Source organism: Paenibacillus aurantiacus, from assembly GCF_042431225.1.
Taxonomy (GTDB): domain Bacteria; phylum Bacillota; class Bacilli; order Paenibacillales; family Paenibacillaceae; genus Paenibacillus_Z; species Paenibacillus_Z aurantiacus.
In genome coordinates this window covers 514,202-535,278 of the sequence record NZ_JBHMDO010000033.1, presented here as the reverse complement: position 1 = coordinate 535,278, position 21,077 = coordinate 514,202, and the positions used below count along the sequence as shown (strand labels likewise).

Sequence of the window (21,077 nt, the reverse complement as noted above, 5' to 3'; positions counted from 1 at the left end):
GGCGGCTTCTCCTTTCTTTCTATCCCTTAATCCAACCCATGCGTCAGCGCGATCATCGTCAGCGTGCCGATGATGAAGGCGAAGGTGGCAGGCGTCTCGTTGCCATCGCCGTGGCTCTCGGGAATCAATTCTTTATAGACGATATACAGCATCGCGCCGCCGGCGAAAGCCAGCCCGTATGGGATGAGGAACCGCAGCTCGCTGCCGAAATTGTAACCGAGCAGCGACGCGAGCCACTCCGCTGCCGTCACGCCGCATACGTAGAGGATCGGCTTTAACATCCGGCTCTGCGCCGTGGCGAAAACCAAGGCGATCAGGAAGCCTTCGGGCAAGTTCTGTACGCCGATCGCGAACGAGACGATTGCCCCCAGATGCGGCTCAGGGTCCGCGAGACTGATGCCCGTAGACAATCCTTCGGGCAAATTATGAAGCGTCATTGACATAATCAGCAGCATGCGGGAAGCAGTTGAGACGGCGGCAGTGTCCGCGTCATGGACGGGATCGGTATGCGGGATGTATCGCTCCAGCAGCGTGAGCAAAATCGTGCCGAGCAATATGCCAAACGTCAGGACGTAAAGGTTGGACAACTTGAGCGCGGAAGGAATGAGACCGTACGTCGAAGCGGCGACCATGACGCCGGCGCTGTAAGCGAGCAAAATATCTTTACTTCTGTGAGAGAGATTGCGAATGAGAAGCGCGGGCAAGCTTCCGGCGATCGTTCCCGCCGCGGACAGCCCCGACAGCACCAAATATTGTTCCATGCGTTCCTCCGTCGATCCCTGATGGAACAGTATATGTGGACGAGGCTGGGAGGATTACCGCTACTTAAAGGGTGTGCAGCATGCGGCGACTTTTGGATTGCAGTCCGGATACGGTTACTCATCGTCCTGTCGCAAGAAGCGCTGCTCGGCCTCGCGCCGCTTAGCCAGACTGATTTTGACGAACAGGCTTGTCAGATCATTATGTGGGTTGTCGATCAGAATGTGCCGGTTGTTCATATGAATATGCTCGATCGCCCAGCTATGAAGATGCAGTTTGCCCTCCGTATCCAAATCCTCGAACGTCAAATCGCCGGCGTATTGAAACACGCCCTGCTCGTCCTTCAGCATAATGTCCAGCCGCTGGGAGCTGATGTGCAAGCTGACGAGCGCGGCGTCGCCCATCTCGACCAGCAGCGTGCCGGCGCGAACGCCCGGCCCCAGCTTACGCCATTTGCCGCCCAACGTCTCGGCCAGCGTGAATTCGGGTGTTTCCTGGCTCATATTGATCACCTGCTTCGTTTTCATTTGATATGGGCTTAGTGTGCCGACGTTTCGTAATCGCTATTACCTGTTGCTGGATCAGCCATAATAATACCGGATATTGGACGACAAAAAAAGGATTGACCTTCACGCAGCGTAAACCTGTACAGTAAAGGTGTCGGGAGGCGAGAACAATGGAATACACGGTGCAGAAGCTTGGTAAGCTGGCGGGTATCAGCACCAGAACGCTTCGGTATTACGACGAGATCGGCATGCTGAAGCCGGCCAGAATCAACTCGTCAGGCTATCGAATCTACGGTCAGGACGAGGTGGATCGATTGCAGCAGATATTATTTTACCGCGAGCTTGGTTTTGGCCTGGAGCAGATCAAGACGATCGTCAATGCGCCGTCATTCGACGGAACCAAAGCGCTTCTAGCGCATCGCGAACAGCTGCTGGACCGACGAAAACAGCTGGACCAATTGATTCTGAACGTTGAGAAGACGATTGCCGTCCACGAAGGGAGAACGACGATGAGCGACCAGGAGAAATTCGAAGGGTTTAAGCAGAAATTAATCGACGACAACGAGGCCGCATATGGACAGGAAATCCGGGAGAAATACGGCGATGACGTGTTCAACAAGAGCAACACGAAACTAAAAAATATGACGCAGGATGAACACGAGGCGCTGACGCGTCTTGCGGAAGAAGTGAAGGAGACACTGGCGCAGGCGCTGACCACGGGCGATCCGGCGGGATCGCTGGCGCAAAAGGCAGCGGATCTACACCGTCAATGGATCAGCTTCTATTGGAGCGAATACACGAAAGAAGCGCATGCCGGCGTGGCCCAAATGTACGTGGACGACGAACGCTTCAAAGCGTATTATGATGCGGCGCAGCCGGGCATGGCCGAGTTTTTGCGCGACGCGATCCACATTTATACCGGATTTCAGCAGTAACCGAGGCAGCAAGCAAGAGTGAGAAGACCGTGGGGAGACCACGGTCTTCTTCCGTTCATCCGGGCACATGTCGGAGATGATTAGGATAAATTGTAAGACGGGATAAATACTAGCATATAGTTCAGTTTGCCACCATTGCTCAGGGGAGGTCGCGCGTCTTGCATTTGCTCCTCAAAATCTATACTGCCGCCTCTCGGCTTAACGGCAAAGCGCTGGCTGCCTCGAGCTTTATTTTCTTTCTATTCAGCTCTTGCATGATTCACGTGCTCGAGCCGGATCGATTCCCAACGGTGTTTAAAGGATTCTGGTGGACGGTCGTCACGGCGGCGACGGTCGGTTACGGAGACTATTATCCGGTAACCGTGCCGGGCATGGCGCTCGGCATCTTCGTTATTTTCACCGGCTTGTTCTTGATTGGCGCTATCGTGGGAAGAATTACGGAACAAATTCTGAAAGTAAAACGGAGCAAGGAGGAAGGGCGTTTGCCATATACGAAGGAGGATCATTACGTGCTGATCGGCTGGTCGGAGGAGAAGAGCCGGGCTACGGTGGAAGAGCTGCTGCAATCCGATCCGAAACGCGACGTCGTGCTGATCGATCGGCTGGCGCATGCTCCATTCAGTCATGTGCGGTTCCACTATGTGCAAGGCGATCCGACGATGCCTGAGACGTTAGCTCAAGCGCGCGTGGAGCGCTGCAGCAGCGTGATCGTGTTCGCGCCGGTAGATGAGACGGACCCGCTGAAGGCGGACGGCCAGACGCTTATGATCGCGACCTCGATTGAGCACTACGGACGAAGCGCGAATGCGGACGGCCGGGATATCTATACGATCGTGGAAATCGTCAAGGCCGCGCATGAGCGGAATTTCGCGTATGCCAACGTCGATGAATTCATACTGTCGCAGCAGTCCACCTCGCACATGATGGCCAAATCCTCGCTGCATAAAGGGGCATCCCAGCTATTCATGCAGCTGCTGAGCGATTCATACGGCGAGGATTTGCGCGAGATCGCGCCGCGCGGCGAGTGGCAGACCTATGGCGAAGCTTTCGAGGCGCTGAAGCGGGAAGGGGCTAATCTGATTGCGGACCGCAAAGATTTGAGCATCATCCGCAAGCTGGACGAGCCGCTGCCGCGTCAGGCGAGGTTGTTCGTCATTTGCAACGACGCGACGTTCGCGCGCATTCGGAATCACGAATAGCCTCCAGATCGGAAAGCGGACACGCGCTGCATCACATGCCCTCATCTTATGAGGGAGACCACGTGCGATGACAAGCTGACGCTTCCAATGATTCGGAGGCTTAATTCGATGACTTCAATAATTACTTGAGCTTCGCTTCGCCGGCTTGCGACTGCATGTCCGAATAGCCTTGCCGGATGACGTCAAGCGCATCCGCGTGCTTGACGATATTGTTGCCGGCGGTCACGACGACCAGGAGCAGCAGCACGCCGGTCAAGATCGCTCGCATTGTCCCCGGCTTCAATTCGATGAGGAAGCGGCCGCCGAGCAGCAAGAGGGCGAACATATAATGGCCGGCATACAGATAGAGATCATATTGAAAGGTAGCCAGGCCATAGCCGACCCCGATATGCAGTGCGAGCGCGAACCCTATGTAGGAGCCAAGCATCCAAGCCTCATAACTGCGGATCAATCGTGCGAACCCCAGCACGGCGAGCAGCAGCAGGAATCCTCCGCCAACTGTCACGTAGAGCGGGTACATCGCCGACAGGTCGGTGACAAAGGCGACGATGCCGGGGTCCAGCAGCCGAATCGTCGGCGTGAGGACGGGTGAAATAAAGAGCATATAGACCGTTTTCCAATGGTGGGGCAGCGAGAAGGGCGCAACATAGGAATAGCCGCCGCTGCTCAGATTGTTCCGCCAGTCGCTCGCCCAGGAATGGCCGTCGAAGAGGAGCCCTTGCACAAGCGTGCCGATGGCAATTAGGACGAGCAGCAAGCCTGCTGCGGACAATAGCTTCTTGATGGAAGTCTTATACGGCTTGCGGAACAGCGTGACGAACGCCGATGCGGCGAACGGGACGACATTGGTCGATGTGACCGCGAAATGCCCGAGCGCGTAAGCTGCCGTCGGCAGTGGCGAGATCTGCCCCCGCTGGCGGCTGTACTGCAGGTACAAGACGGACAACAGCAGGAAGCACTGCGCGTACGGATAGGAATCCGGCACGAGGGAAGAGAACAGACTGTAGGAACTCATCCCGAACAGCAGACCGTAGGCGGCAGGAACGACGATGCCCGATCCTGGGCTGCTTTTGCGCAGATAGACATAGATCATGACGGCGCTGAGCGCATTCAGGCAAGCTTGAAGGACCAGGAAGAACAAGTTACCGCCAAGATGGACGGCTATGTAGGCCAGCGCGCCTTTGATCACGTTGAAGAGCGGGTGAATGATCGTGGCGTTATCGAACCCGTAATAGAGCGAGGGATCGAAGTTGAACAAGTTCAACGTGAACGGCGCGCCGTAGAAAGGGCTATGCTCTGCAAGCAGCGACGCTTGTTCATCCATGAAACGTATGAACGGCAAATTCAACATGATGCAATACAGTGCGACCAAGAGCGCGATCAGGGCGCCAACGGCCGCATCCCGCTTGCTCGTGAACCAAGAAGCTAGAAACTTCATTCTTTACCACCTATCTCGTAATCTTCATGCATGGTTATAGGACTAGCAATACAAGTCCGCTCATAATAACGAGCGTCCCCGCGATCTTGAATTTGCCGATCTTCTCGCCAAACCACCATTTGGCCAGCAGCAGCGTCCAGACGAACGTGAGCGAGTTGGCCGGCAGGACGAGCGTATACGGAAGCTTGGTCAACAAATAAATATTGAGCAGTGCGCCGGTCCCGTAGCACGCGCCGCCCGCGGACAGCATCATGAATTGCTTGCGCGCCGAGTATCGTTTGAAGAATGCGCCGCCGAACGAGCCGAACACGGTCATGGCGATTAACAGCAGGAAATGAAGGCTAGTCGTCATATGAGGTCAACGTCACCCCCACCCCAAGCAGCGCGATCGCCGCTGTTTTCTTCCAAGTCAAGTCTTCGCCGAGGAAGAGGTCCCCGTATACGAGCGCGACGGCGTAGCTGATGCACATAAGCGGGTAGGCGACGGACAGTTTCTCCAGCGCGAACGCCTTCAGCATGAGCACGGCGCCGATGCCGTAGCAGAGGAATCCTAAGCCCAGATAAAGAAAGTCGGAGGTGCCCCACTTCCAAAATAACTGCCCCGTGGCGGTCATGAACGCGGATACCATCATCAGCCATTTGCCCGTATGTTTGCCGGTCAGTTTCGCCATTGCAGCACCTCCACCAGAGGATGGCTGCCGCGGCCGTTAATCCAATACCGATGGCGGACGAGGTCGAACATCGGCAGATCCGAGAGTGAATCGGAATAGGCATAAGATCGGTCCGGATCGATCGCGATGCCTTTGCTGCCGCAATATTCGCGTATGCGCAGCACCTTCTCTTCCCCTTTGCAATTCCGACCTTCGATTCGGTTCAGATAACGTGTTCCTCTCCGGGCCAGTCTTGTGCCGATGACGCCATCGACCTCGGGCAATCGTTCGAAATACTTCATGTATGCATCTGGTGACGCGGTAACGAGCAGGATATGGCAGCCTTCCGCTTTGCGCCGGCGCATCTCTTCGCGTGCTTCGAGGTATATCGCAGGTTCCAGGTGCTGCGTATAGAATGCGGCCAAATCATCCTCGTCCATATGGCGGATTGCCTGGAAAAACGCGGATTTCGCACGCTCGAGCGGGACGAGCTTCAATTTGCTCAAGGCGGTGAAGAAGCCCATGGCCGCCAAGTGGACGACCGTTGACGGTTTCTTGGCCAAGCCGTATCGGACGAACAACAGCATGGAATCCCGCCTAATAAGGGTGTGATCAATATCGAATAGGGCGACTGGATGCAACGTTCATGTCTCCTTCTGGCGAATGCTGATATTACTCGAATATCGCCAAGATCGCGATAACGCTAACGACGTACAATACGACGGTGATTAAGATCGGCTTGTCCTCGAACAATATCCGATCCGGCGCGCCGCCTTTCTTCTCCACGTGAATCAAATACAGGTAACGGAAAATGCCGTACAGCACGAACGGAATCGTCCACATCAAATGAATGGTCCGGCCCGATGTGAACGTGAATAACGAATAACTGATGACCGTTGCCGTCGTGACGATGCTGTTCATCTGATCGAGCAGCGCGACCGAATATTTGGCAAGTACCTTCCGGTGCTCGCCTCTGCCCTCGGAGAGAAGCGTCAATTCATGGCGCCGTTTGCCAATGGCGAGGAAGAGCGAGAGCAGCATCGTGCAGAGCAGGAACCACGGCGTGAACGTGACCCGGATGACGATACCGCCCGCTATAGCGCGCAGTACGAAGCCGGCGGCGATGACGAGAATATCGATGATCACGACATGCTTCAATTTGAACGAATACGAGACGTTGAGCGCGAAATAGACGGTCAGCACCAAGGCGAATAACGGATGCAGCGCGTATCCACAGGCGAAGGAAAGCAGCAGCAGTAGTCCTCCGAACGCCAGCGCGAGCTGGGGATTCAGCTGACCGGACGCCATAGGCCGGTGTTTCTTCTGCGGGTGATTGCGGTCTGCCTCGCGGTCGACGTAATCATTCAGAATATAGACGCAGCCCGATATGAGACAGAACAGCAGGAACGCAGCCAGCGTATTCAAGAACGAGGCTACGGATAGCCGTTCGAACGAGAAGAGCAGCGCCGCGAAGAGCAGCGCGTTCTTGCTCCATTGCTTCGGACGCAGCTGGACGAAGAGCAGACGAAGGACGCCGTAATCGCGCAGGGACGCAGGATGCTCGACATTGGTTTTAAGGGATGACATGGAACAATTAACCTCCGCTTACGAATCATAGTGAGACCAGGTGGAGTTTGCTAGCAAACTCATAATCTATCATGGTTACACATCTTTACCATAGTAATGAACCGTTCGAAGCAAGTCAAATACTGGGAGGTCAGCTTGAGAATATGTCAATGCCACCATATAAGACGCTTATGACGAGCCGAAAGTTCCAGTCAAATCCAAATAAGGGTTGACGATCCTGTGTATGAAGGCCATAATACAGTTAAAGTGTATGAACTACTTAGTACACACACTTCGGAGGAATGCGAGGTTGGGCAATGAAATCAGGCGAGACATGGACAGAACTTCAATTCAACAACCGCGATCCGGTCTATTTGCAGGTCGTCAGGCATTTCAAGGAACGGATCGCCGCCGGCTTGCTGATGGCGGGTCAGGCGATTCCTTCGCGAAGGGAGCTCGGATCCCTTCTGAAGATTAATCCGAATACGGCGCAGCGCGCCTACAAAGAGATGGAGGAACAGAAGTTGATTACGACCGAAGGGAATTCACCCAGCCGCATTACGACGAATGCGGACGTGCTGCGGGCGATCCGCTCGGAATTGCTGGAGAGCGCCATCGAGGTCTTCTTGACCTCGGTGAAGTCGATCGAGATATCCGCGGACGAGCTGTCGGAGCTAGTGAAGCGCAAGTTCGAACAGCAGATGCAAGAGCAGGCCATTCCTTCACAGCGGGAGGCGGAGCGGGATGATTGAGGTCATCGAGGCGCGCAAGCGGTATTGGCGTCGAACGATATTGCAAGGCGTCTCCTTCAAGGCGGAGAAGGGCGCGGTCACTTGTTTGATCGGTCTCAACGGAGCGGGCAAGTCCACATTGATGAAAGCGATCATGGGGCTGACTCCATTGACGTCTGGGCGTATTCTGATCGATGGGCATCCGATCGGCCCGGCTGTCTATGAACGTGTCTCGTTCATACCGGACCATCTGACGCTGCCGCCGTCTATGAAGCTTTGGGAAGGCTTGCGGTTCATGGCGGACTTCTATGCGAACTGGAACGGAGAGAAAGCGGCGGAGCTGATGAAGTTCTTCCGGTTGTCCGCAACCGACCGCATCGGCAATTTATCGAAGGGGACGGCCGCCAAGTTCAACTTAGTGACCGGTCTTGCGCTCGATTCGGACTATGTGCTCATGGACGAACCGTTCTCGGGCATCGATATGTTCAGTCGGGAGATGATCGCGGACGTATTCGCCAGCGACTTGATCGAAGGACGCGGCGTACTCCTCACGACCCACGAGATCGGCGAGATGGAACATCTGATCGATCAAGCGGTGCTCCTCGCGGACGGCGTCGTGCTGCGTGATTTCAAATGCGAGGCGATGCGCGACGCGGAAGGCAAATCCGTCGTGGACGTGATGAGGGAGGCGTACTTGGCATGAATCGTTATTTGAAGCTCGTCCATATGGAGATTCACCGGTTTAGGTATATTTTGGCGGCGCTGTTGGGCTTTGTCGTGCTTGTGCAGTGGGGGGCGTTAGTTTGGAGCGCGCGGACAATGTTGGCGCAATTAGGTGAGTTCGAGAAGTACAATACCGGATTTCACACGGCGTTGGCGGATCACAGAATCTCTTACGCCGAAGCGATCTACCGCGCGCAATTTTTCTACAGCACTCCCGTGATTGCGGTTATCTGCTCGCTTGGCATCTATATTCTGTTCATCTGGTACCGTGATTGGCTTGGCCGCAATACGTTCATTTACCGGCTCCTTATCCTGCCTTCCGCCAGAAGTTCCATTTACCTGTCGAAATTGTCGGCGTTTCTTGTGTTCGTCTTTGCTGCGTTAGCTTTCCAGGCACTTGCGCTTGCGATTGGCAGCCTCATCTTCGGCGCCGTCGTGCCGGGCGATCGCCAGGCGGACTCGTATTTCGTGGACATCGTCGACGCCACGCGGGTACTTGAGTACCTTATGCCGAAGAAGTTGGCGGATTTCGCGCTCAACTACGGTCTTGGCATCGTTGCCGTGCTGGTCGTCTTCACGGCCATCATAATCGAGCGAAGCTATCGCTGGCCGGGGATCGCATATGCTTTAGGGTATCTGCTGGCTTGCACGGCTGCGGCGGTAATTCCTATTCTTTGGATGGGAATGTACAGGGAGGGCGCTTACTTATATAAAGAAGAGATCGTGAGCATTGAGCTGGCAATTTTATTCGTCATCGCGGGGTTATCGGTATGGCTGGGTTGCCGGCTCCTGCGTCGCAAAATAACCGTGTAAAAGGGGATTGGCATGAGACGCTATTGGTTATCGATATTTCTCGCGTTGTTTGGCATAAGCGGAATTGCGGGCTATTACGTTGTTGGCGCGTCCGAAGAACCGCCAGCCTTCAAACTGGAGACCATGGAGGGAGATCCGGAAGCGGCGGCTCCGATTCGGATAACGGGCAATTTCGCGAATCGGATAAAGGCCAACATCTTCCAGATTACAGCGACAGGCAGCCGTTACCTCCCGGATGAAGGATTGCTAGATCGGCCTCATCCACTGTGGATGGACTATCCGTTCTACCGTCAGCTGCTGGAGGATCATCGCGGCTTCATGCGGAAGAAATGGGTGGAGAGCAATATGTATGCGGATGAACAGCGGCTAGTCTATGCCGACGTGGTCACCCGGTCAAATCGGGCAACATCCTATTCCATCCTCCTCGATCTGCTGGACCGCGAGAGCGGGCGGACGATCCATAAGGAGATGGAGATGCCAACGCCCGATACGAACGATTGGGCGGTCGTATGCGATGTACAGGTAGTCGGGAAGGAACTTCATGTTTTGGTGCAAAAAAGAGTAGGTAACGGGGGTGAAATGGCGTTAATGTATGTTGACCATGTGTTCGATCTGGAAGGCAGTTACATGCGAGATGTACCGCTTGATTTCAAATCGAGTAAACCAAAATTCGAAGTTCGGTTCATGGGCGGAAACGGGGAAGCGGAGGCGAAGCATTACGCCGGTTTTTGGTCTGAAGAACACGATGCGTCCGATTTAGATGCGAATGGCAACCCCCGGTTGATTTACCGCACCTTCGTTTTCCGCTACGAAACCGGTCAGATCACGGCAATAGGCGAAGCCCGCCGCGAAAAGCTATATAATCAGGAATTTCAATATGTTCATCAGGTAGAGAATGACGCCCTTTATGTTGCGAGGGTCGATAACGACAAACAAAGCATAGAGGTTGTCCGTCATGATCTCGTGACTAAACGGCAGTCGGACTTCGAACTTAAATTTGAATCACTTGGTGCATCATCCCTTCAGATGATTCGGATCGTAGCTGACCGGATTTATCTGCTCCTATTGGATCCCCGATCTTCGGGGAACTTGATCGTCGCTTTGGATGGATCAAACGGTAAGGTCATTTATAAAGGGAAAATAACACCGGAAGACAATTCAGACAAGCTGCGCGCTGCTTCTCACGATTGGCAGGCAACCAATATTGAATTCATGTACTAAACGTACGGGATTAGAGCTGGCCGGCGCCTTTAAGCAGCCGGCTCTTTGCGTTCTCGCGCCTATCGCCAGCCGGCTTTCCCGCCGCTGTCTTTTTGCTCGCAACAGTTGTAAAATGATGGGTGCGAGCTTTGCGCATGCGACAGGCTGGGAGGAATATAGTGAAGACGGGCAAAAGGTGGACGTTAGCCGGGTATATCGCCGCAGGCGTTCTGTCGGCGGCGGGAGAGCTCATATGGTTCGGCGATCCAATCCGAATCGGGCGTTATTATTGGATCGATGCGATCGAATTGCTATTTTGGCTGCTGGCCGTCGTGCCGCTGCTATGGATCGTTGGCGCGATTCGTGGTTGGAGCAGCCGATCGCACGGCAGTACAATTGATCGGGCGGTGAAGGCCGCCATTATGGTCGTCAGCGGGCTAACGGTTGGATACATCGTGCTGCCTTCCCGCAATCTCACGATAACCGGAATGCTGCTTGCGGCCGGATGGCTGCTTACGCTGATCGATCTGACCTGGGCGGACTACCGAAGCGGCTTGAGATGGCTGCGCGCGCTCGTGATCCGCATCGCCGTGATAAGCATCGCGGCCTGGCTGCTGTTCTGGCCAACGGCGTATGAGGTGACGATGCCTGGATTCACGTTCGATATGAACCGTTACGCCCGGATCGAGGGCGGCGCGGGCAAAGGTTCGATTTCAGGCGTGCTCGTCATCGACCGTCCGGCTTTCCCGATCGATTGGTTGTACATCCGGCTGTTCCCACATATAGATATGAACAAGCGCGACGTCAGCCAGTCGATTGGCGAGCAGTTGTCCGCGGCGCATTCGCAGCGTGCCGGAGCGAACGAGATCGCGGCCGCAGTCGCGCTTCATAAGCTGGGATTGGGACAAGGCGTGACAAGCGATGGCGTGCGCGTCTTGCTCGTCACGGCTGGCAGCGCAGCGGAGGGGAAGCTCGCGTCCGGCGATCTGCTGACCAAGCTTAACGGGAAGACTGTAACCACCGTGGTCGAGCTCGCCGAAGCGATGAAGAGTGTCTCGCCTTTGTCTAGCGTGACAGTGACGCTGACGCGCGATGGAAGCGAGCAGGTGGTGACCGTCCCGACACAAGCTAGTAAGGATGATCCCGACCGTGCTGTATTCGGCATACAAGTCGAAGACCATGCGCGGGCGGATGTCACGAAGCAGGTTGATTTTCGATCTTACCTGGTTTATCAGGGCGGACCCTCGCACGGGGCCGTGCTTGCGTTGACATTAATGGACCAATTGACCGATGGCGGCGTCACCTATGGGAATCGCGTGGCCGCCACGGGTACGATCGACGGCGACGGCGCGGTCGGTCTGATCGGCGGCATCGAGCAGAAGGCGTACGTAGTCGCGCGGGCAGGCGCTGACGTGTTTTTCGTCCCCTTCGAGCAGCAGGCAGAGGCCAGATTAGGTTCGTCGACGCTTAACATCGTGCCGGTCCGAACGTTGGATGAGATGCTTCAATGGCTTCGCGAACATCCCAAATCTTGACCGATCGATCAAGCGGATGCCACAACATTAAGTTTTGCGTAAGCGGTAGGAATTTAGGGAGTCGTGTCGAAAGTACTAGCTCAAAACCTAATATGAAGTTGAACCAGGGGAGTGGACAGCGCGTGTTTCTGCATTTTTTACAATCCAAAACGGACAAGGAAGCGTTCCTGGATGTAGCGCATCTGGTCGCAGAGGCCGATGGCTGCGTGAACCGCAAGGAGCAGGGCTTTATTAGCGGCATCATGGCCGAGCTGGACTGGCGTGAACCGTACGCTGTGAAGAAGGACCGCCAACTGGCCGATATCGTCGGCTCGCTCGATAATGAGCAGGTGAAGAACATTTTCTTCGCGGAAGTGCTGCTGCTGATGTTCGCGGATGGTGATTACAATGACGAAGAGAAGCTAGTAGTGGGCGAGCTGAAGCAGTTGTTCGGCTATTCCGACGAGGAATATGCAACGTTCCGGGAATGGGTCATCCGCATGGACCAGCTTAAGATCGAAGGGGTCAAACTGATTTTGGGTTCGCGTTGAAACGGATCGGGTTTTCGTGCGTACAAGAAGACAATCACCACTATTTTGTAAGGGGAGTTAACAGAATATGAACTACAATACGACTTCTGGCTCGTACGGCAATCCGATGGCCAAATTAATGCTGACGTTTTTCTTTGCCTTGATCGTATCGGGCGTCGGCATGTTCATCGGCACGATGCTGCCGCCGGCGGCTCGCATCCCGCTTATTATTTTGGAGCTCGCATTGCTTATCGGGATGATGTTCCTGCGCAGAAGAACGACGATCGGTTATCCGCTCATGTACGCGTTCATGCTCGTATCGGGCGCTACGCTACAATTTACGCTAAGCTATTACATCGCTTCGATGGGCAGCGCCATCGTTATCCAGACGGTCGGCGTAGCGGTATTGGTGTATGCGGGTCTGGCGATTTACGCCTCGCGCACGAAAGAAGATTTCCGCTTCCTGCACGGCTTCTTGTTCGCTTCGCTGATCGGTCTTATCCTGATCGGTCTGATGCAGTTCATCTTCCCGTTCGATGGCGCAATGGAGACGTTCTACGCGGGCTTCGGCTTGCTCATCTTCATGGGCTATACGCTGTATGACTTCAACCGCATGGCCAAAGAAGGATTCGACGAGAGCGAAATCCCGCTGATGGTCGTTAACATTTACCTGGATCTGGTCAACATCGTCCTCTTCGCGCTTCGCTTCGTGAAGTCGCTGACGGAAGACTAATCAGGAACCTAATCGAATAGCAGTTCAATAAGCGGCATTTCTCCTTAAGAGATATGCCGCTTTTTTGTGTGCACCGAAATACCTGACATCTCTATAAATAAAATGTCTATTCATGTCGAAATAAATGGAAGGATGTCGAAAGGGCGTCAATTTATTTGCTGATAAGCCCGGAATCGGCTGAAAGATGAGAGGAGAAATAACGATGCGTAGGTGGACCGGTTCGTTCAAATTGAAAGTTACATTCTTCGTGTTGGTATTAGCAATCATCCCGCTGCTGGTGTCACTGCTAATCATGGGTTCGGTCTTCGGAAATATGACGCGAAGCGAGGTCAACGAGAAAGAGCTGCTATATGCGAAAGCGAACGCGCAGGCATTGAACGCGTTTTTGCATGCGAAAGTCGAGGCCATGGAAGGTGTCGTCGAGGCGAACAAAGAAGCTTTTCTGAGTGAAGACAGAACGGAAATTTCCACCATCATTCAAGTGTTGAAAGCGGCTAATCCGGATATTTATTTCTATGGTTACGCGAATGCGGCCGGCCAATCACTCAATAGCGATGGCTCATCGTCCGACATTTCCGTCTATAACAACTTCAAGCGAATCAAGGCTGAGAAGACGGTCGGCATCTCCGATATTAAAGTAACGGATACAACGGGCCAAAAAAGCGTCATGATCGATGTGCCGATATTGACCGAAAGCGGCGAATTTGCCGGTCTTCTGCAGTGTATGGTCAGCCCGGAGAGTTTGATCGAGGACTTGGAGAACATCCAAATGGGTGAAAGCGGATATGCGTATATCCTTTCCCAGGCTGGCGTGTATCAATCGCATAAAGACACGTCGCTCGCGACGAAATCGCTAAAGGATGTCGAGAGCGAAGCGACGGTTCAGCTGTTCGGGAATGAAGTATTGGCCAAGAACGAAGGCAATGTCGAATACACGTCAGCATCAGGCGTGCGGGAGCTTGCAGCTTACGCGGTTATCGAAGAAACCGGATGGCGCGTCGTCGTAGCCGGAGATGAATCCGAATTGTTAAGTTCGGTCCGCGAAGTTCAGCTCATGACTTGGATAACGATACTTGCAGGCGCCGTAGTGGTTACGATTCTGGCTTACTTGTTCTCCGCGTTCATGCTGAAGCCGATCTTCGCGACGATTGCGGCGATGAAGGTCGTTGCGACGGGAGACTTGACGCCACGCCTTAAAGTTAACGGCAACGACGAAATGCAGCAGATGAAACTCAATCTCAACCATATGCTCGACGCGTTCAGCGGCACCTTGAGCAAAATGTCCGATTCCGTCCAGCACACCGCGGCTTCTTCGGAGCAGTTGTCCGCCATTGCGGCAAGCTCCTCCGACGCTGCCGAGAAAATGGCCAAATCGGTGGATCAAATGGCAAACGGCGCGCGCGTCCAATTCGAAGGCTCCGAGCAATCGTCCACGGCCATGGAAGAGATGGCGATGGGCATTCAGCGCGTGGCGGAATCTTCGACCAACGTCTATGAGATGGCTCAGGGCATGAATGAGCAGGTGAGACTCGGCAGTATCGCGGTGAAGAACGCCGTAACCGAAATCGTGAACGCGAACGAAGTGGTCGGCCGTTCCGTGCAGTCGGTACAGACGCTGGAGGGCAAATCGCAGGAAGTGAATCAAATCGTGTCGTTTATATCCGAGATTGCGGCGCAGACAAATCTGTTGTCGCTGAATGCGGCAATTGAAGCAGCCCGCGCGGGTGAGCACGGCCGAGGATTCGCAGTTGTGGCCGACGAGGTAAAGAAGCTCGCTGAGCAGACGACGAAAGCGACAGGTTCGGTAGCGAAGATATTGCTCGAAATTCAGCGTTCGACGGCGGAAACGTCGCAGGCGATTACGGAAGGCATCCAAGTCGTGCAGCACGGAGTCGAGCAGGTCGAGGAGCTTGGCAGCATTTTCGATCGCATCGTCGAGGCGGTGGGCGGCGTGACCGCGCAAATTCAGGAGGTGTCCGCGGCGTCTGAACAAATGTCGGCCAGCTCCGAGGAGATCGCGGCGTCCATGAACGAGATTCTCGGCATTTCTAAAGATTCGCTCGGCGAGCTGATGACCGCGCGGTCTTCAACGGCCGAGCAGTACCGGAACATGCAGGAGATCGCCGCTTCTTCCGAATCGCTAAGCCAGCTGGCGACCGAGCTGCAAGACATGGTGATGAAGTTCAAAACCAAATAATCTCGTTTCTAATCTACAAGCATGCACGCTCCATTTTCGAATGGGGCGTTTTTCTATGCATGCGCAAAATGGGAATATTTTCTTGTGTAACCTTTTCGCTTTTGGCTCCGTCTGAGATATCAAACAGCAACAAACAAGCGATATTATACCTACATGATTACAGAGGAGCGAATGAGGATGAATAAGAAATCTTGGATTATTGCGGTAACGGCGGCAGGGGTATTGTCGACAACGGCGGTGGCCGGAGCAGGCGGATTCATCGAGAAAGTACAGGGCTTGCTGCGCAGCGACATTCAAGTATCGGTCAATGGAGAGAGCACGGGCTTGCATCCGGTCTACATTAACGGCAAAGCGTATTTGCCCGCACGCGATACGGCAAGCGCACTCGGGTATGAGTTGAGCTGGAACGGCAAAGAAATCAAACTGCAAGGCGATGGCGACCAGCAGCAGGAAGAAGAAGCGGACTACATTCTGATCTCCGGCGTCATCGCGAAGGCTACACCGCTTGAAGACGGCAGCGTACGGCTCGAAGTGCTCGGACGCGGTACGAACAAATGGATCATCCTGACGGCGGACAAAGAGACGGTCATCAAGGATTCGCAGGGCAAAACGGTTGCCGTGAAGGATCTGAAAGAAGGCATGCAGGTGACGGCGGAATACGGTCCGATCATCGCGCTCAGCTACCCGGGTCAATCGCACGCGGCTACGATAACGGTCGGCCAGCAGACGCTGGTCAAAGAAGAAACGGTACTCTCGTCGGGCAATACGACGGATGGCTGGCAAATTCAATTCGGCCAAGAGAAGCCGGAACTGACGTTGAACGCTGGCAAGGAGACGCTCGTCATCAATTCGGAAGGCCAACCCGTCGAGTGGTCGCAAGTGAAGCCGGGCACGAAAGTTCGCGCGTATTACGGTCCGATCATGACGAAGAGCCTGCCGCCGATTAGCCCGCTTCACGTGCTCGTCGTCCTCGACGAGCAGCCGGAGAATGCCGCTGAATTCCGTGAGCTTGGCTGGTCCTTCGTACCAAAAGAGCAGCAGTCGCATCTCGTGACGAAGAAAGATGAAGCGCTTGTGTCGGTCGCGCCTGCGAAGGCGGCGGGCGTCATGACGACAACCGAGAAGCAGAAGCAAGCTTTGGCCGACTTAGTGGCGAAGGAAGGCAAGCTGATTACGGTGACGTATTCGACGGACCAAGATGCGCTGCTCGGACCGCTCGTTGTCGTGATTCATCCGGAGACGAAAGAACTGATCGGCTTCTACGCTCGCAAATAAGAGCTTGACCTCGAGGGCCCCGCGCACCACGCGCGGGGCTTTTTTGCGCTGGCGAAGAAAGGATGAATATTGGCTTTCGACATGTTGGCTGTGTCGTGCGCTGTCGAGCGAAGTAAGGCAAAGGAAAAATTTAGAATAATCTGCAACAAAACGCCGGCAAGCTCGTCTAATGGTTACGGGCTTTCATGGGTTCGGCCGCAAGTCAATAAAAGAAGGATGGGATGAGAGGAATTTATGAAGAAACGTGTTCAGACGCTGCTCGCGTTCGCGGTAGCGCTCTTGTTCGCCTTTGCATTCCAGGCGAACGGACAAACCGCGGCTGCCGCATCCGGCAAATTACAGATTGTGCTAAACGACCAACAGTTGGAGCTGCCGCCAGCCTTGAAGCTGCAAGTATCCAACAACAGCGTCATGGTGCCGATCCGGGTTATCGTGGAGAAGCTCGGATTCCAAGTGGATTGGCACAAAGAAGACAGCAGGGTGAAGATCGCCAAGGACGACAGGCTGATTGACCTGACGATCGGCAGCGCTTCCGCGCTTGTGAATGGCAACCCGCAGCCGCTGATCGCAGCGCCGATCGTGCAGGCGTCCACGACACTTGTTCCGCTGCGGTTCGTCGGGGAGAATATGGGGCTTACGGTTGGATGGGACGGGAAGAAGCAGCAGGTCGTGCTAACCGAGCCAGTCACGCAGCAGCAGCCTGAGCCCGGTGCGGAGCCGGGGACGACTTCACCGCAGGACGGTACGACGACGGGCGAAGGGGAAGCGGGGCAAGGCAGCACGGAGGTGCAGACGCCAAACGTTGGAGGCGCGCATACCGGACGCGTGCAGGACATCCGTTTCACCGATAACCGATTGTCGCTTGCCGTCACGGGCGGCGCGATGCCGGAAGTGTCCGTGCTGACGGGTCCGGATCGCATCGTGGTCGATCTGGCGCAGACCGGATTCGGAGAAGGCTTCTCGCTCGCGCAAGGGGAATTCGGCAAACAAAGCGGCGCCATCGAGCTGCCGGACGAACCTGACGTGAGCAAAGTCCGCTACTCGCTATTCAGCGAAACTCCGCCCAAAGTGCGCATCGTGATGGATCTGAAAGCGAAGCATGCTTATTCGGTCTACAGCGAGGGTGAAGGCGACGCGAAGGTGTGGACGATTGATTTGAATGGAGCATTGGGAGAACCGATACCGTCTGTGCCTGGTAATCCGGTTGAACCTAGCCTCCCGGCGGATCAGCCGGTGCTTTCAGGCAAGCGGGTCGTTGTGCTGGATGCCGGTCATGGCGGCAGCGACCCGGGCACAATCGGTTATTCCAAGACTCAGGAGAAGGCGTTCACGCTGGCGCTCGCGCTGAAGGTAGAGCGTCTGTTCCAGAACGATCCCAATATTCAGATCGTGATGACTCGAATGGACGATACATACCCGACGTTATCGGAGCGCGCGCAGCTCGCGAACAAATTGGGCGCGGACCTGTTCTTGTCGGTCCATGCGAACTCGGTGAAGAATAAGCCGGATGTCAGAGGAACCGAATCGTTCTATTATCACGACAACAGCAAGGCTTTCGCAGATATGATGCATCAATACTTGATCGGGGCGACGGGCTTTAAGGACCGGAAGGTGAAGAAGAACAGCTTCCAAGTGCTGAGGGAGACGACGATGCCGGCAGCATTGCTGGAAGTCGGATTCATCTCGAATCAAGAGGAGGAACGCATCATCTTTACGGAGGAATTCCAAGATCGCGTCGCGCAGAGTGTGGCAGACGGCATTCGGGCTTACGTGAGTCAACTATCGACAGTATCATGACAGAGTTCTAGATGGTACGCTGAGGGGGCGCGCACGGCTAAAGGGGCAGAGGCATATTCAGTCGCCACCGCCCCCGCAGCCACCGCCGCAGCTCGATCCGCCCCCGCCATCGGAGCCGCCGCTGCATCCACCGCTATCTGATCCGTAGCTGCCGGAGCCGGCATCCGACACACTGCCCCCGAACCAGAACGCGTCATTGTCACTGCGTCTCTTTGCTGAATTGCGGCCTCGGGCAGAAACATGGCCGCCGCGATGTAGGTTGCTTCTCCCATAAGGGGAGCCTGAACCGTTGCGGGCTCGCTCGATTTTAACACGAAGAACAACGATCAAGAGTGCAACTGCAACAATTGCGCCTGCCAAAACTACTACATTCATATTCATGCGATCGCCTCCCTGAAGTCTTGCTTAACTTCAGCATAAGCGATTATTATTAATTCCACGTAAACAATAGTCAGAAAATTGTAAAAATTAAGTCAAATTATGATTGGCGCCATTAGACATGATTGCGATAATGCTGCGGCGACACGCCGACGATTTTCTTGAACAGCCGGGAGAAGTAGAAGACGTCCTTGAACCCGAGCGCAAGCGCCGTTTCCTTCACGGACTGATTCGTGTTGAGCAGAATGTTCTTCGCTTCGGATATTTTCAGTCGATGCACATACTCATGTAAGGAATATCCGGTGGCCTTATGGATGGCGCGCCGCAGCGTCGACATTGAGAGGTGATGACGCTCGCAGAGCGAAGGCGCGTCGAACGGCTCCGCGATTCCAGCTTGGATCGCCTCGAGCAGCGCGGCCGTCGGACTTACGGAAGGCGCCTTGCCCGGCGGCTTGCTGCACTGCATCAGCTCGAAGAGGAACGTCTCAAGCAGCAGCGCCGCCCGGTCCAAATTGCCCGCATCTCCGCTGTCCATCAGCGCGAAGATACGCTCGATCTTCCCGCGCTGCGTATCGAGATTCCACGCTTGCTTCACCCGGTCCGGTTCGACGAGCCAGGTTGCGAACCATTCCTCGACCCTTGAGCCCTCCACCGTGAAATAAAACTCATCCCATGTTTCGTTCGGACCCGGTCCGTAGTCGAACACAGCCCCCGGATAGAAGAGGAAGAAGCTGCCTTTGCCGACCGGCTGGCGCTCGCCTCCGTTCACCTGATACGTGCCGGAGCCGTCCGCGATGTAGACGATCGCATGGTGGTTAAAAGACGCCGACCGTCTGAACAAGGTGCGGTTCGGCAGATGCCCGGCCGTAATCAAGGAGAGCGATTTGACGCTAAGCGTGCCGGGATCGATCATTCGGTCGACGATCCGGATGGGCAGCTTGCTGATCGTATAGTCCATGAATGTGGTCATAACGGTTATTCTCCCTCGTGCGATGGATATGTTAGCCTGATTGTATAATGCGAATGCGGTTATTCGCAACTATTCATGGGGAGGCAGCGCATATGACAGCAACGACGTTGAATGTAGGCATTATCGGATTGGGCTCGATCTCGGATATGCATCTGCAGGCTTACCGGAGATTAGAAGGCGTTCGACTGGTGGCCGGCTGCGATCTGAACGAATCGCGCGCTGCGGAGAAAGCGGCCAAATACGGCATCGGCAAAGTTTATACCGATTACCGCGAACTCTTGGCCGATCCGGAAGTGGATGCGGTCAGCATCTGTACGTGGAATAATTCCCACGCGGAGATCAGCATTGCCGCGCTTCATGCCGGTAAGCACGTGCTGGTCGAGAAGCCGCTTTGCAAGACGGTGGAGGAGGCCGAGCGCATCGAAGAAGCCGTGCGCGAATCCGGCAAGACGCTGCAGGTCGGCTTCGTCAGGCGCTACGACGCGAATGCGCAGCTGGTCAAGCAGTTCATTGACAACGGCGATCTAGGCGGCATCTACTATGCCAAAGCCTCATTCATCCGTCGTCTTGGCAACCCCGGCGGCTGGTTCGCCGATCCAGAGCGCTCCGGCGGCGGTCCGTTAATCGACCTGGGCGTCCACATTATCGACCTGTGCTGGTATTTGATGGGGCGGCCGAAGCCGGTATCGGTGACTGGCAATACGTACAAGAAACTGGGCAACCGTTCGCATATTCAACATCTGTCCTTCTACCAAGCGGCGGACTACGATCCGAACGTCAACGGCGTCGAAGACATGGCCAACGCGCTCATCCGGTTCGAGAACGGCGCATCGCTGCTCGTCGATGTTAGCTTCACGCTTCATGCGAAGAAGGACGAGTTCGCGGTCAGGCTGTATGGCGAGCAGGGCGGCGTTGAGATCGAGCCGGAGCTGGCGATCGTGACGGAGAAGCATAACGCCATCCTCAATATTGCGCCGCAGACGGACAACAAGTCGATTCATATCGAAGATGCGTTCTTGAACGAGGTTCGGCATTTCGTCGAAAGCGCGCGCACCGGCAGTCGCCCGATTAGTCCGGTGGAAGACGGCGTGGCTGTTATGCGCATGTTATGCGGCATCTACGAGTCGGCGCGGACCGGCAAAGAAGTGCGGCTGTAATACGAC

General features: G+C 55.0%; 21 protein-coding genes. 13 read left to right on the top strand and 8 right to left on the bottom strand.

Going from position 1 to position 21,077, the window contains the following annotated elements; translation table 11 throughout:
• Positions 1-26 precede the first annotated feature (26 nt).
• Both ACFFSY_RS21205 and ACFFSY_RS21200 read right to left on the bottom strand, forming a co-directional pair.
• Complete coding sequence (locus ACFFSY_RS21205) at positions 27-761, bottom strand: ZIP family metal transporter (RefSeq protein ID WP_377497769.1); 735 nt, start codon at positions 759-761, stop codon at positions 27-29.
• A 114-nt stretch (positions 762-875) separates the two neighbouring features.
• Positions 876-1,262 (bottom strand): hypothetical protein, encoded by a 387-nt coding sequence (locus ACFFSY_RS21200; RefSeq protein ID WP_377497767.1) that lies wholly within the window; start codon positions 1,260-1,262, stop codon positions 876-878.
• Positions 1,263-1,435: 173 nt separating this feature from the next.
• On the opposite strand from ACFFSY_RS21200, the gene ACFFSY_RS21195 reads away from it, so the two are divergent.
• Both ACFFSY_RS21195 and ACFFSY_RS21190 read left to right on the top strand, forming a co-directional pair.
• Positions 1,436-2,200 (top strand): MerR family transcriptional regulator, encoded by a 765-nt coding sequence (locus tag ACFFSY_RS21195; protein WP_377497766.1) that lies wholly within the window; start codon positions 1,436-1,438, stop codon positions 2,198-2,200.
• Positions 2,201-2,358: 158 nt separating this feature from the next.
• Positions 2,359-3,399 carry a potassium channel family protein gene (locus tag ACFFSY_RS21190; RefSeq protein ID WP_377497764.1) on the top strand — a complete coding sequence of 347 codons (1,041 nt, stop codon included), beginning with the start codon at positions 2,359-2,361 and terminating at the stop codon, positions 3,397-3,399.
• Between the two features lie 121 nt (positions 3,400-3,520).
• Here ACFFSY_RS21190 and ACFFSY_RS21185 read toward each other — a convergent pair whose 3' ends face one another.
• From ACFFSY_RS21185 to ACFFSY_RS21165, 5 genes are read right to left on the bottom strand one after another with little or no spacing between them, the layout of a single operon-like run.
• Positions 3,521-4,837: a DUF6080 domain-containing protein gene (locus tag ACFFSY_RS21185; protein ID WP_377497762.1), complete on the bottom strand. Its 1,317-nt coding sequence runs from the start codon at positions 4,835-4,837 to the stop codon at positions 3,521-3,523.
• A gap of 34 nt (positions 4,838-4,871) precedes the next feature.
• Positions 4,872-5,189: an EamA family transporter gene (locus ACFFSY_RS21180; RefSeq protein WP_377497760.1), complete on the bottom strand. Its 318-nt coding sequence runs from the start codon at positions 5,187-5,189 to the stop codon at positions 4,872-4,874.
• The gene (locus ACFFSY_RS21175; protein WP_377497758.1) at positions 5,179-5,508 is read right to left on the bottom strand and encodes an EamA family transporter; all 330 of its coding nucleotides are present in this window, start codon (positions 5,506-5,508) and stop codon (positions 5,179-5,181) included. The genes ACFFSY_RS21180 and ACFFSY_RS21175 overlap by 11 nt, the downstream gene beginning before the upstream one ends.
• Positions 5,496-6,128: an HAD-IB family hydrolase gene (locus tag ACFFSY_RS21170; RefSeq protein ID WP_377497756.1), complete on the bottom strand. Its 633-nt coding sequence runs from the start codon at positions 6,126-6,128 to the stop codon at positions 5,496-5,498. Before ACFFSY_RS21170 ends, ACFFSY_RS21175 begins: the two co-directional genes overlap by 13 nt.
• A 31-nt stretch (positions 6,129-6,159) precedes the next feature.
• Positions 6,160-7,074: a decaprenyl-phosphate phosphoribosyltransferase gene (locus tag ACFFSY_RS21165; RefSeq protein WP_377497754.1), complete on the bottom strand. Its 915-nt coding sequence runs from the start codon at positions 7,072-7,074 to the stop codon at positions 6,160-6,162.
• Between the two features lie 296 nt (positions 7,075-7,370).
• Between ACFFSY_RS21165 and ACFFSY_RS21160 the strand changes: the two genes are divergently transcribed.
• The 10 genes from ACFFSY_RS21160 (at position 7,371) to ACFFSY_RS21115 (ending at position 18,566) form a co-directional block, all read left to right on the top strand.
• Positions 7,371-7,805, top strand: a complete 435-nt coding sequence (locus ACFFSY_RS21160; protein WP_377497752.1) for a GntR family transcriptional regulator — start codon at positions 7,371-7,373, stop codon at positions 7,803-7,805.
• A complete protein-coding gene (locus ACFFSY_RS21155; RefSeq protein WP_377497750.1) occupies positions 7,798-8,487 on the top strand; it encodes an ABC transporter ATP-binding protein in 690 nt (229 codons plus the stop codon). The genes ACFFSY_RS21160 and ACFFSY_RS21155 overlap by 8 nt, the downstream gene beginning before the upstream one ends.
• Positions 8,484-9,320 (top strand): hypothetical protein, encoded by an 837-nt coding sequence (locus tag ACFFSY_RS21150; protein ID WP_377497748.1) that lies wholly within the window; start codon positions 8,484-8,486, stop codon positions 9,318-9,320. The genes ACFFSY_RS21155 and ACFFSY_RS21150 overlap by 4 nt, the downstream gene beginning before the upstream one ends.
• 12 nt (positions 9,321-9,332) lie before the next feature.
• A complete protein-coding gene (locus ACFFSY_RS21145; RefSeq protein ID WP_377497746.1) occupies positions 9,333-10,541 on the top strand; it encodes a hypothetical protein in 1,209 nt (402 codons plus the stop codon).
• Between the two features lie 158 nt (positions 10,542-10,699).
• A complete protein-coding gene (locus ACFFSY_RS21140) occupies positions 10,700-12,055 on the top strand; it encodes a PDZ domain-containing protein (RefSeq protein WP_377497743.1) in 1,356 nt (451 codons plus the stop codon).
• A 122-nt stretch (positions 12,056-12,177) separates the two neighbouring features.
• The gene (locus tag ACFFSY_RS21135; RefSeq protein WP_377497742.1) at positions 12,178-12,585 is read left to right on the top strand and encodes a TerB family tellurite resistance protein; all 408 of its coding nucleotides are present in this window, start codon (positions 12,178-12,180) and stop codon (positions 12,583-12,585) included.
• A gap of 67 nt (positions 12,586-12,652) precedes the next feature.
• Positions 12,653-13,297: a Bax inhibitor-1/YccA family protein gene (locus ACFFSY_RS21130; RefSeq protein ID WP_377497740.1), complete on the top strand. Its 645-nt coding sequence runs from the start codon at positions 12,653-12,655 to the stop codon at positions 13,295-13,297.
• Between the two features lie 202 nt (positions 13,298-13,499).
• On the top strand, positions 13,500-15,494 hold the full coding sequence (locus tag ACFFSY_RS21125) for a methyl-accepting chemotaxis protein (protein WP_377497738.1): 1,995 nt from the start codon (positions 13,500-13,502) through the stop codon (positions 15,492-15,494).
• Positions 15,495-15,671: 177 nt separating this feature from the next.
• Positions 15,672-16,769 (top strand): stalk domain-containing protein, encoded by a 1,098-nt coding sequence (locus tag ACFFSY_RS21120; RefSeq protein ID WP_377497736.1) that lies wholly within the window; start codon positions 15,672-15,674, stop codon positions 16,767-16,769.
• A 234-nt stretch (positions 16,770-17,003) separates the two neighbouring features.
• Positions 17,004-18,566 carry an N-acetylmuramoyl-L-alanine amidase family protein gene (locus ACFFSY_RS21115; protein WP_377497734.1) on the top strand — a complete coding sequence of 521 codons (1,563 nt, stop codon included), beginning with the start codon at positions 17,004-17,006 and terminating at the stop codon, positions 18,564-18,566.
• A 493-nt stretch (positions 18,567-19,059) separates the two neighbouring features.
• Here ACFFSY_RS21115 and ACFFSY_RS21110 read toward each other — a convergent pair whose 3' ends face one another.
• Positions 19,060-19,914 (bottom strand): AraC family transcriptional regulator, encoded by an 855-nt coding sequence (locus ACFFSY_RS21110; RefSeq protein ID WP_377497732.1) that lies wholly within the window; start codon positions 19,912-19,914, stop codon positions 19,060-19,062.
• A 92-nt stretch (positions 19,915-20,006) separates the two neighbouring features.
• On the opposite strand from ACFFSY_RS21110, the gene ACFFSY_RS21105 reads away from it, so the two are divergent.
• Positions 20,007-21,071, top strand: a complete 1,065-nt coding sequence (locus ACFFSY_RS21105; RefSeq protein WP_377497731.1) for a Gfo/Idh/MocA family protein — start codon at positions 20,007-20,009, stop codon at positions 21,069-21,071.
• Positions 21,072-21,077: the final 6 nt, after the last annotated feature.

Excerpts from the sequence above, each read along its gene's own strand:
- ACFFSY_RS21160 (WP_377497752.1), top strand. The coding sequence starts at position 7,371 with ATGAAATCAGGCGAGACATGGACAGAACTTCAATTCAACAACCGCGAT.
- ACFFSY_RS21105 (WP_377497731.1), top strand. The coding sequence starts at position 20,007 with ATGACAGCAACGACGTTGAATGTAGGCATTATCGGATTGGGCTCGATC.
- ACFFSY_RS21180 (WP_377497760.1), bottom strand. The coding sequence starts at position 5,189 with ATGACGACTAGCCTTCATTTCCTGCTGTTAATCGCCATGACCGTGTTC.
- ACFFSY_RS21155 (WP_377497750.1), top strand. The coding sequence starts at position 7,798 with ATGATTGAGGTCATCGAGGCGCGCAAGCGGTATTGGCGTCGAACGATA.
- ACFFSY_RS21195 (WP_377497766.1), top strand. The coding sequence starts at position 1,436 with ATGGAATACACGGTGCAGAAGCTTGGTAAGCTGGCGGGTATCAGCACC.
- ACFFSY_RS21150 (WP_377497748.1), top strand. The coding sequence starts at position 8,484 with ATGAATCGTTATTTGAAGCTCGTCCATATGGAGATTCACCGGTTTAGG.
- ACFFSY_RS21205 (WP_377497769.1), bottom strand. The coding sequence starts at position 761 with ATGGAACAATATTTGGTGCTGTCGGGGCTGTCCGCGGCGGGAACGATC.
- ACFFSY_RS21115 (WP_377497734.1), top strand. The coding sequence starts at position 17,004 with ATGAAGAAACGTGTTCAGACGCTGCTCGCGTTCGCGGTAGCGCTCTTG.
- ACFFSY_RS21120 (WP_377497736.1), top strand. The coding sequence starts at position 15,672 with ATGAATAAGAAATCTTGGATTATTGCGGTAACGGCGGCAGGGGTATTG.
- ACFFSY_RS21175 (WP_377497758.1), bottom strand. The coding sequence starts at position 5,508 with ATGGCGAAACTGACCGGCAAACATACGGGCAAATGGCTGATGATGGTA.
- ACFFSY_RS21185 (WP_377497762.1), bottom strand. The coding sequence starts at position 4,837 with ATGAAGTTTCTAGCTTCTTGGTTCACGAGCAAGCGGGATGCGGCCGTT.
- ACFFSY_RS21145 (WP_377497746.1), top strand. The coding sequence starts at position 9,333 with ATGAGACGCTATTGGTTATCGATATTTCTCGCGTTGTTTGGCATAAGC.
- ACFFSY_RS21165 (WP_377497754.1), bottom strand. The coding sequence starts at position 7,074 with ATGTCATCCCTTAAAACCAATGTCGAGCATCCTGCGTCCCTGCGCGAT.
- ACFFSY_RS21130 (WP_377497740.1), top strand. The coding sequence starts at position 12,653 with ATGAACTACAATACGACTTCTGGCTCGTACGGCAATCCGATGGCCAAA.
- ACFFSY_RS21125 (WP_377497738.1), top strand. The coding sequence starts at position 13,500 with ATGCGTAGGTGGACCGGTTCGTTCAAATTGAAAGTTACATTCTTCGTG.
- ACFFSY_RS21110 (WP_377497732.1), bottom strand. The coding sequence starts at position 19,914 with ATGACCACATTCATGGACTATACGATCAGCAAGCTGCCCATCCGGATC.
- ACFFSY_RS21200 (WP_377497767.1), bottom strand. The coding sequence starts at position 1,262 with ATGAGCCAGGAAACACCCGAATTCACGCTGGCCGAGACGTTGGGCGGC.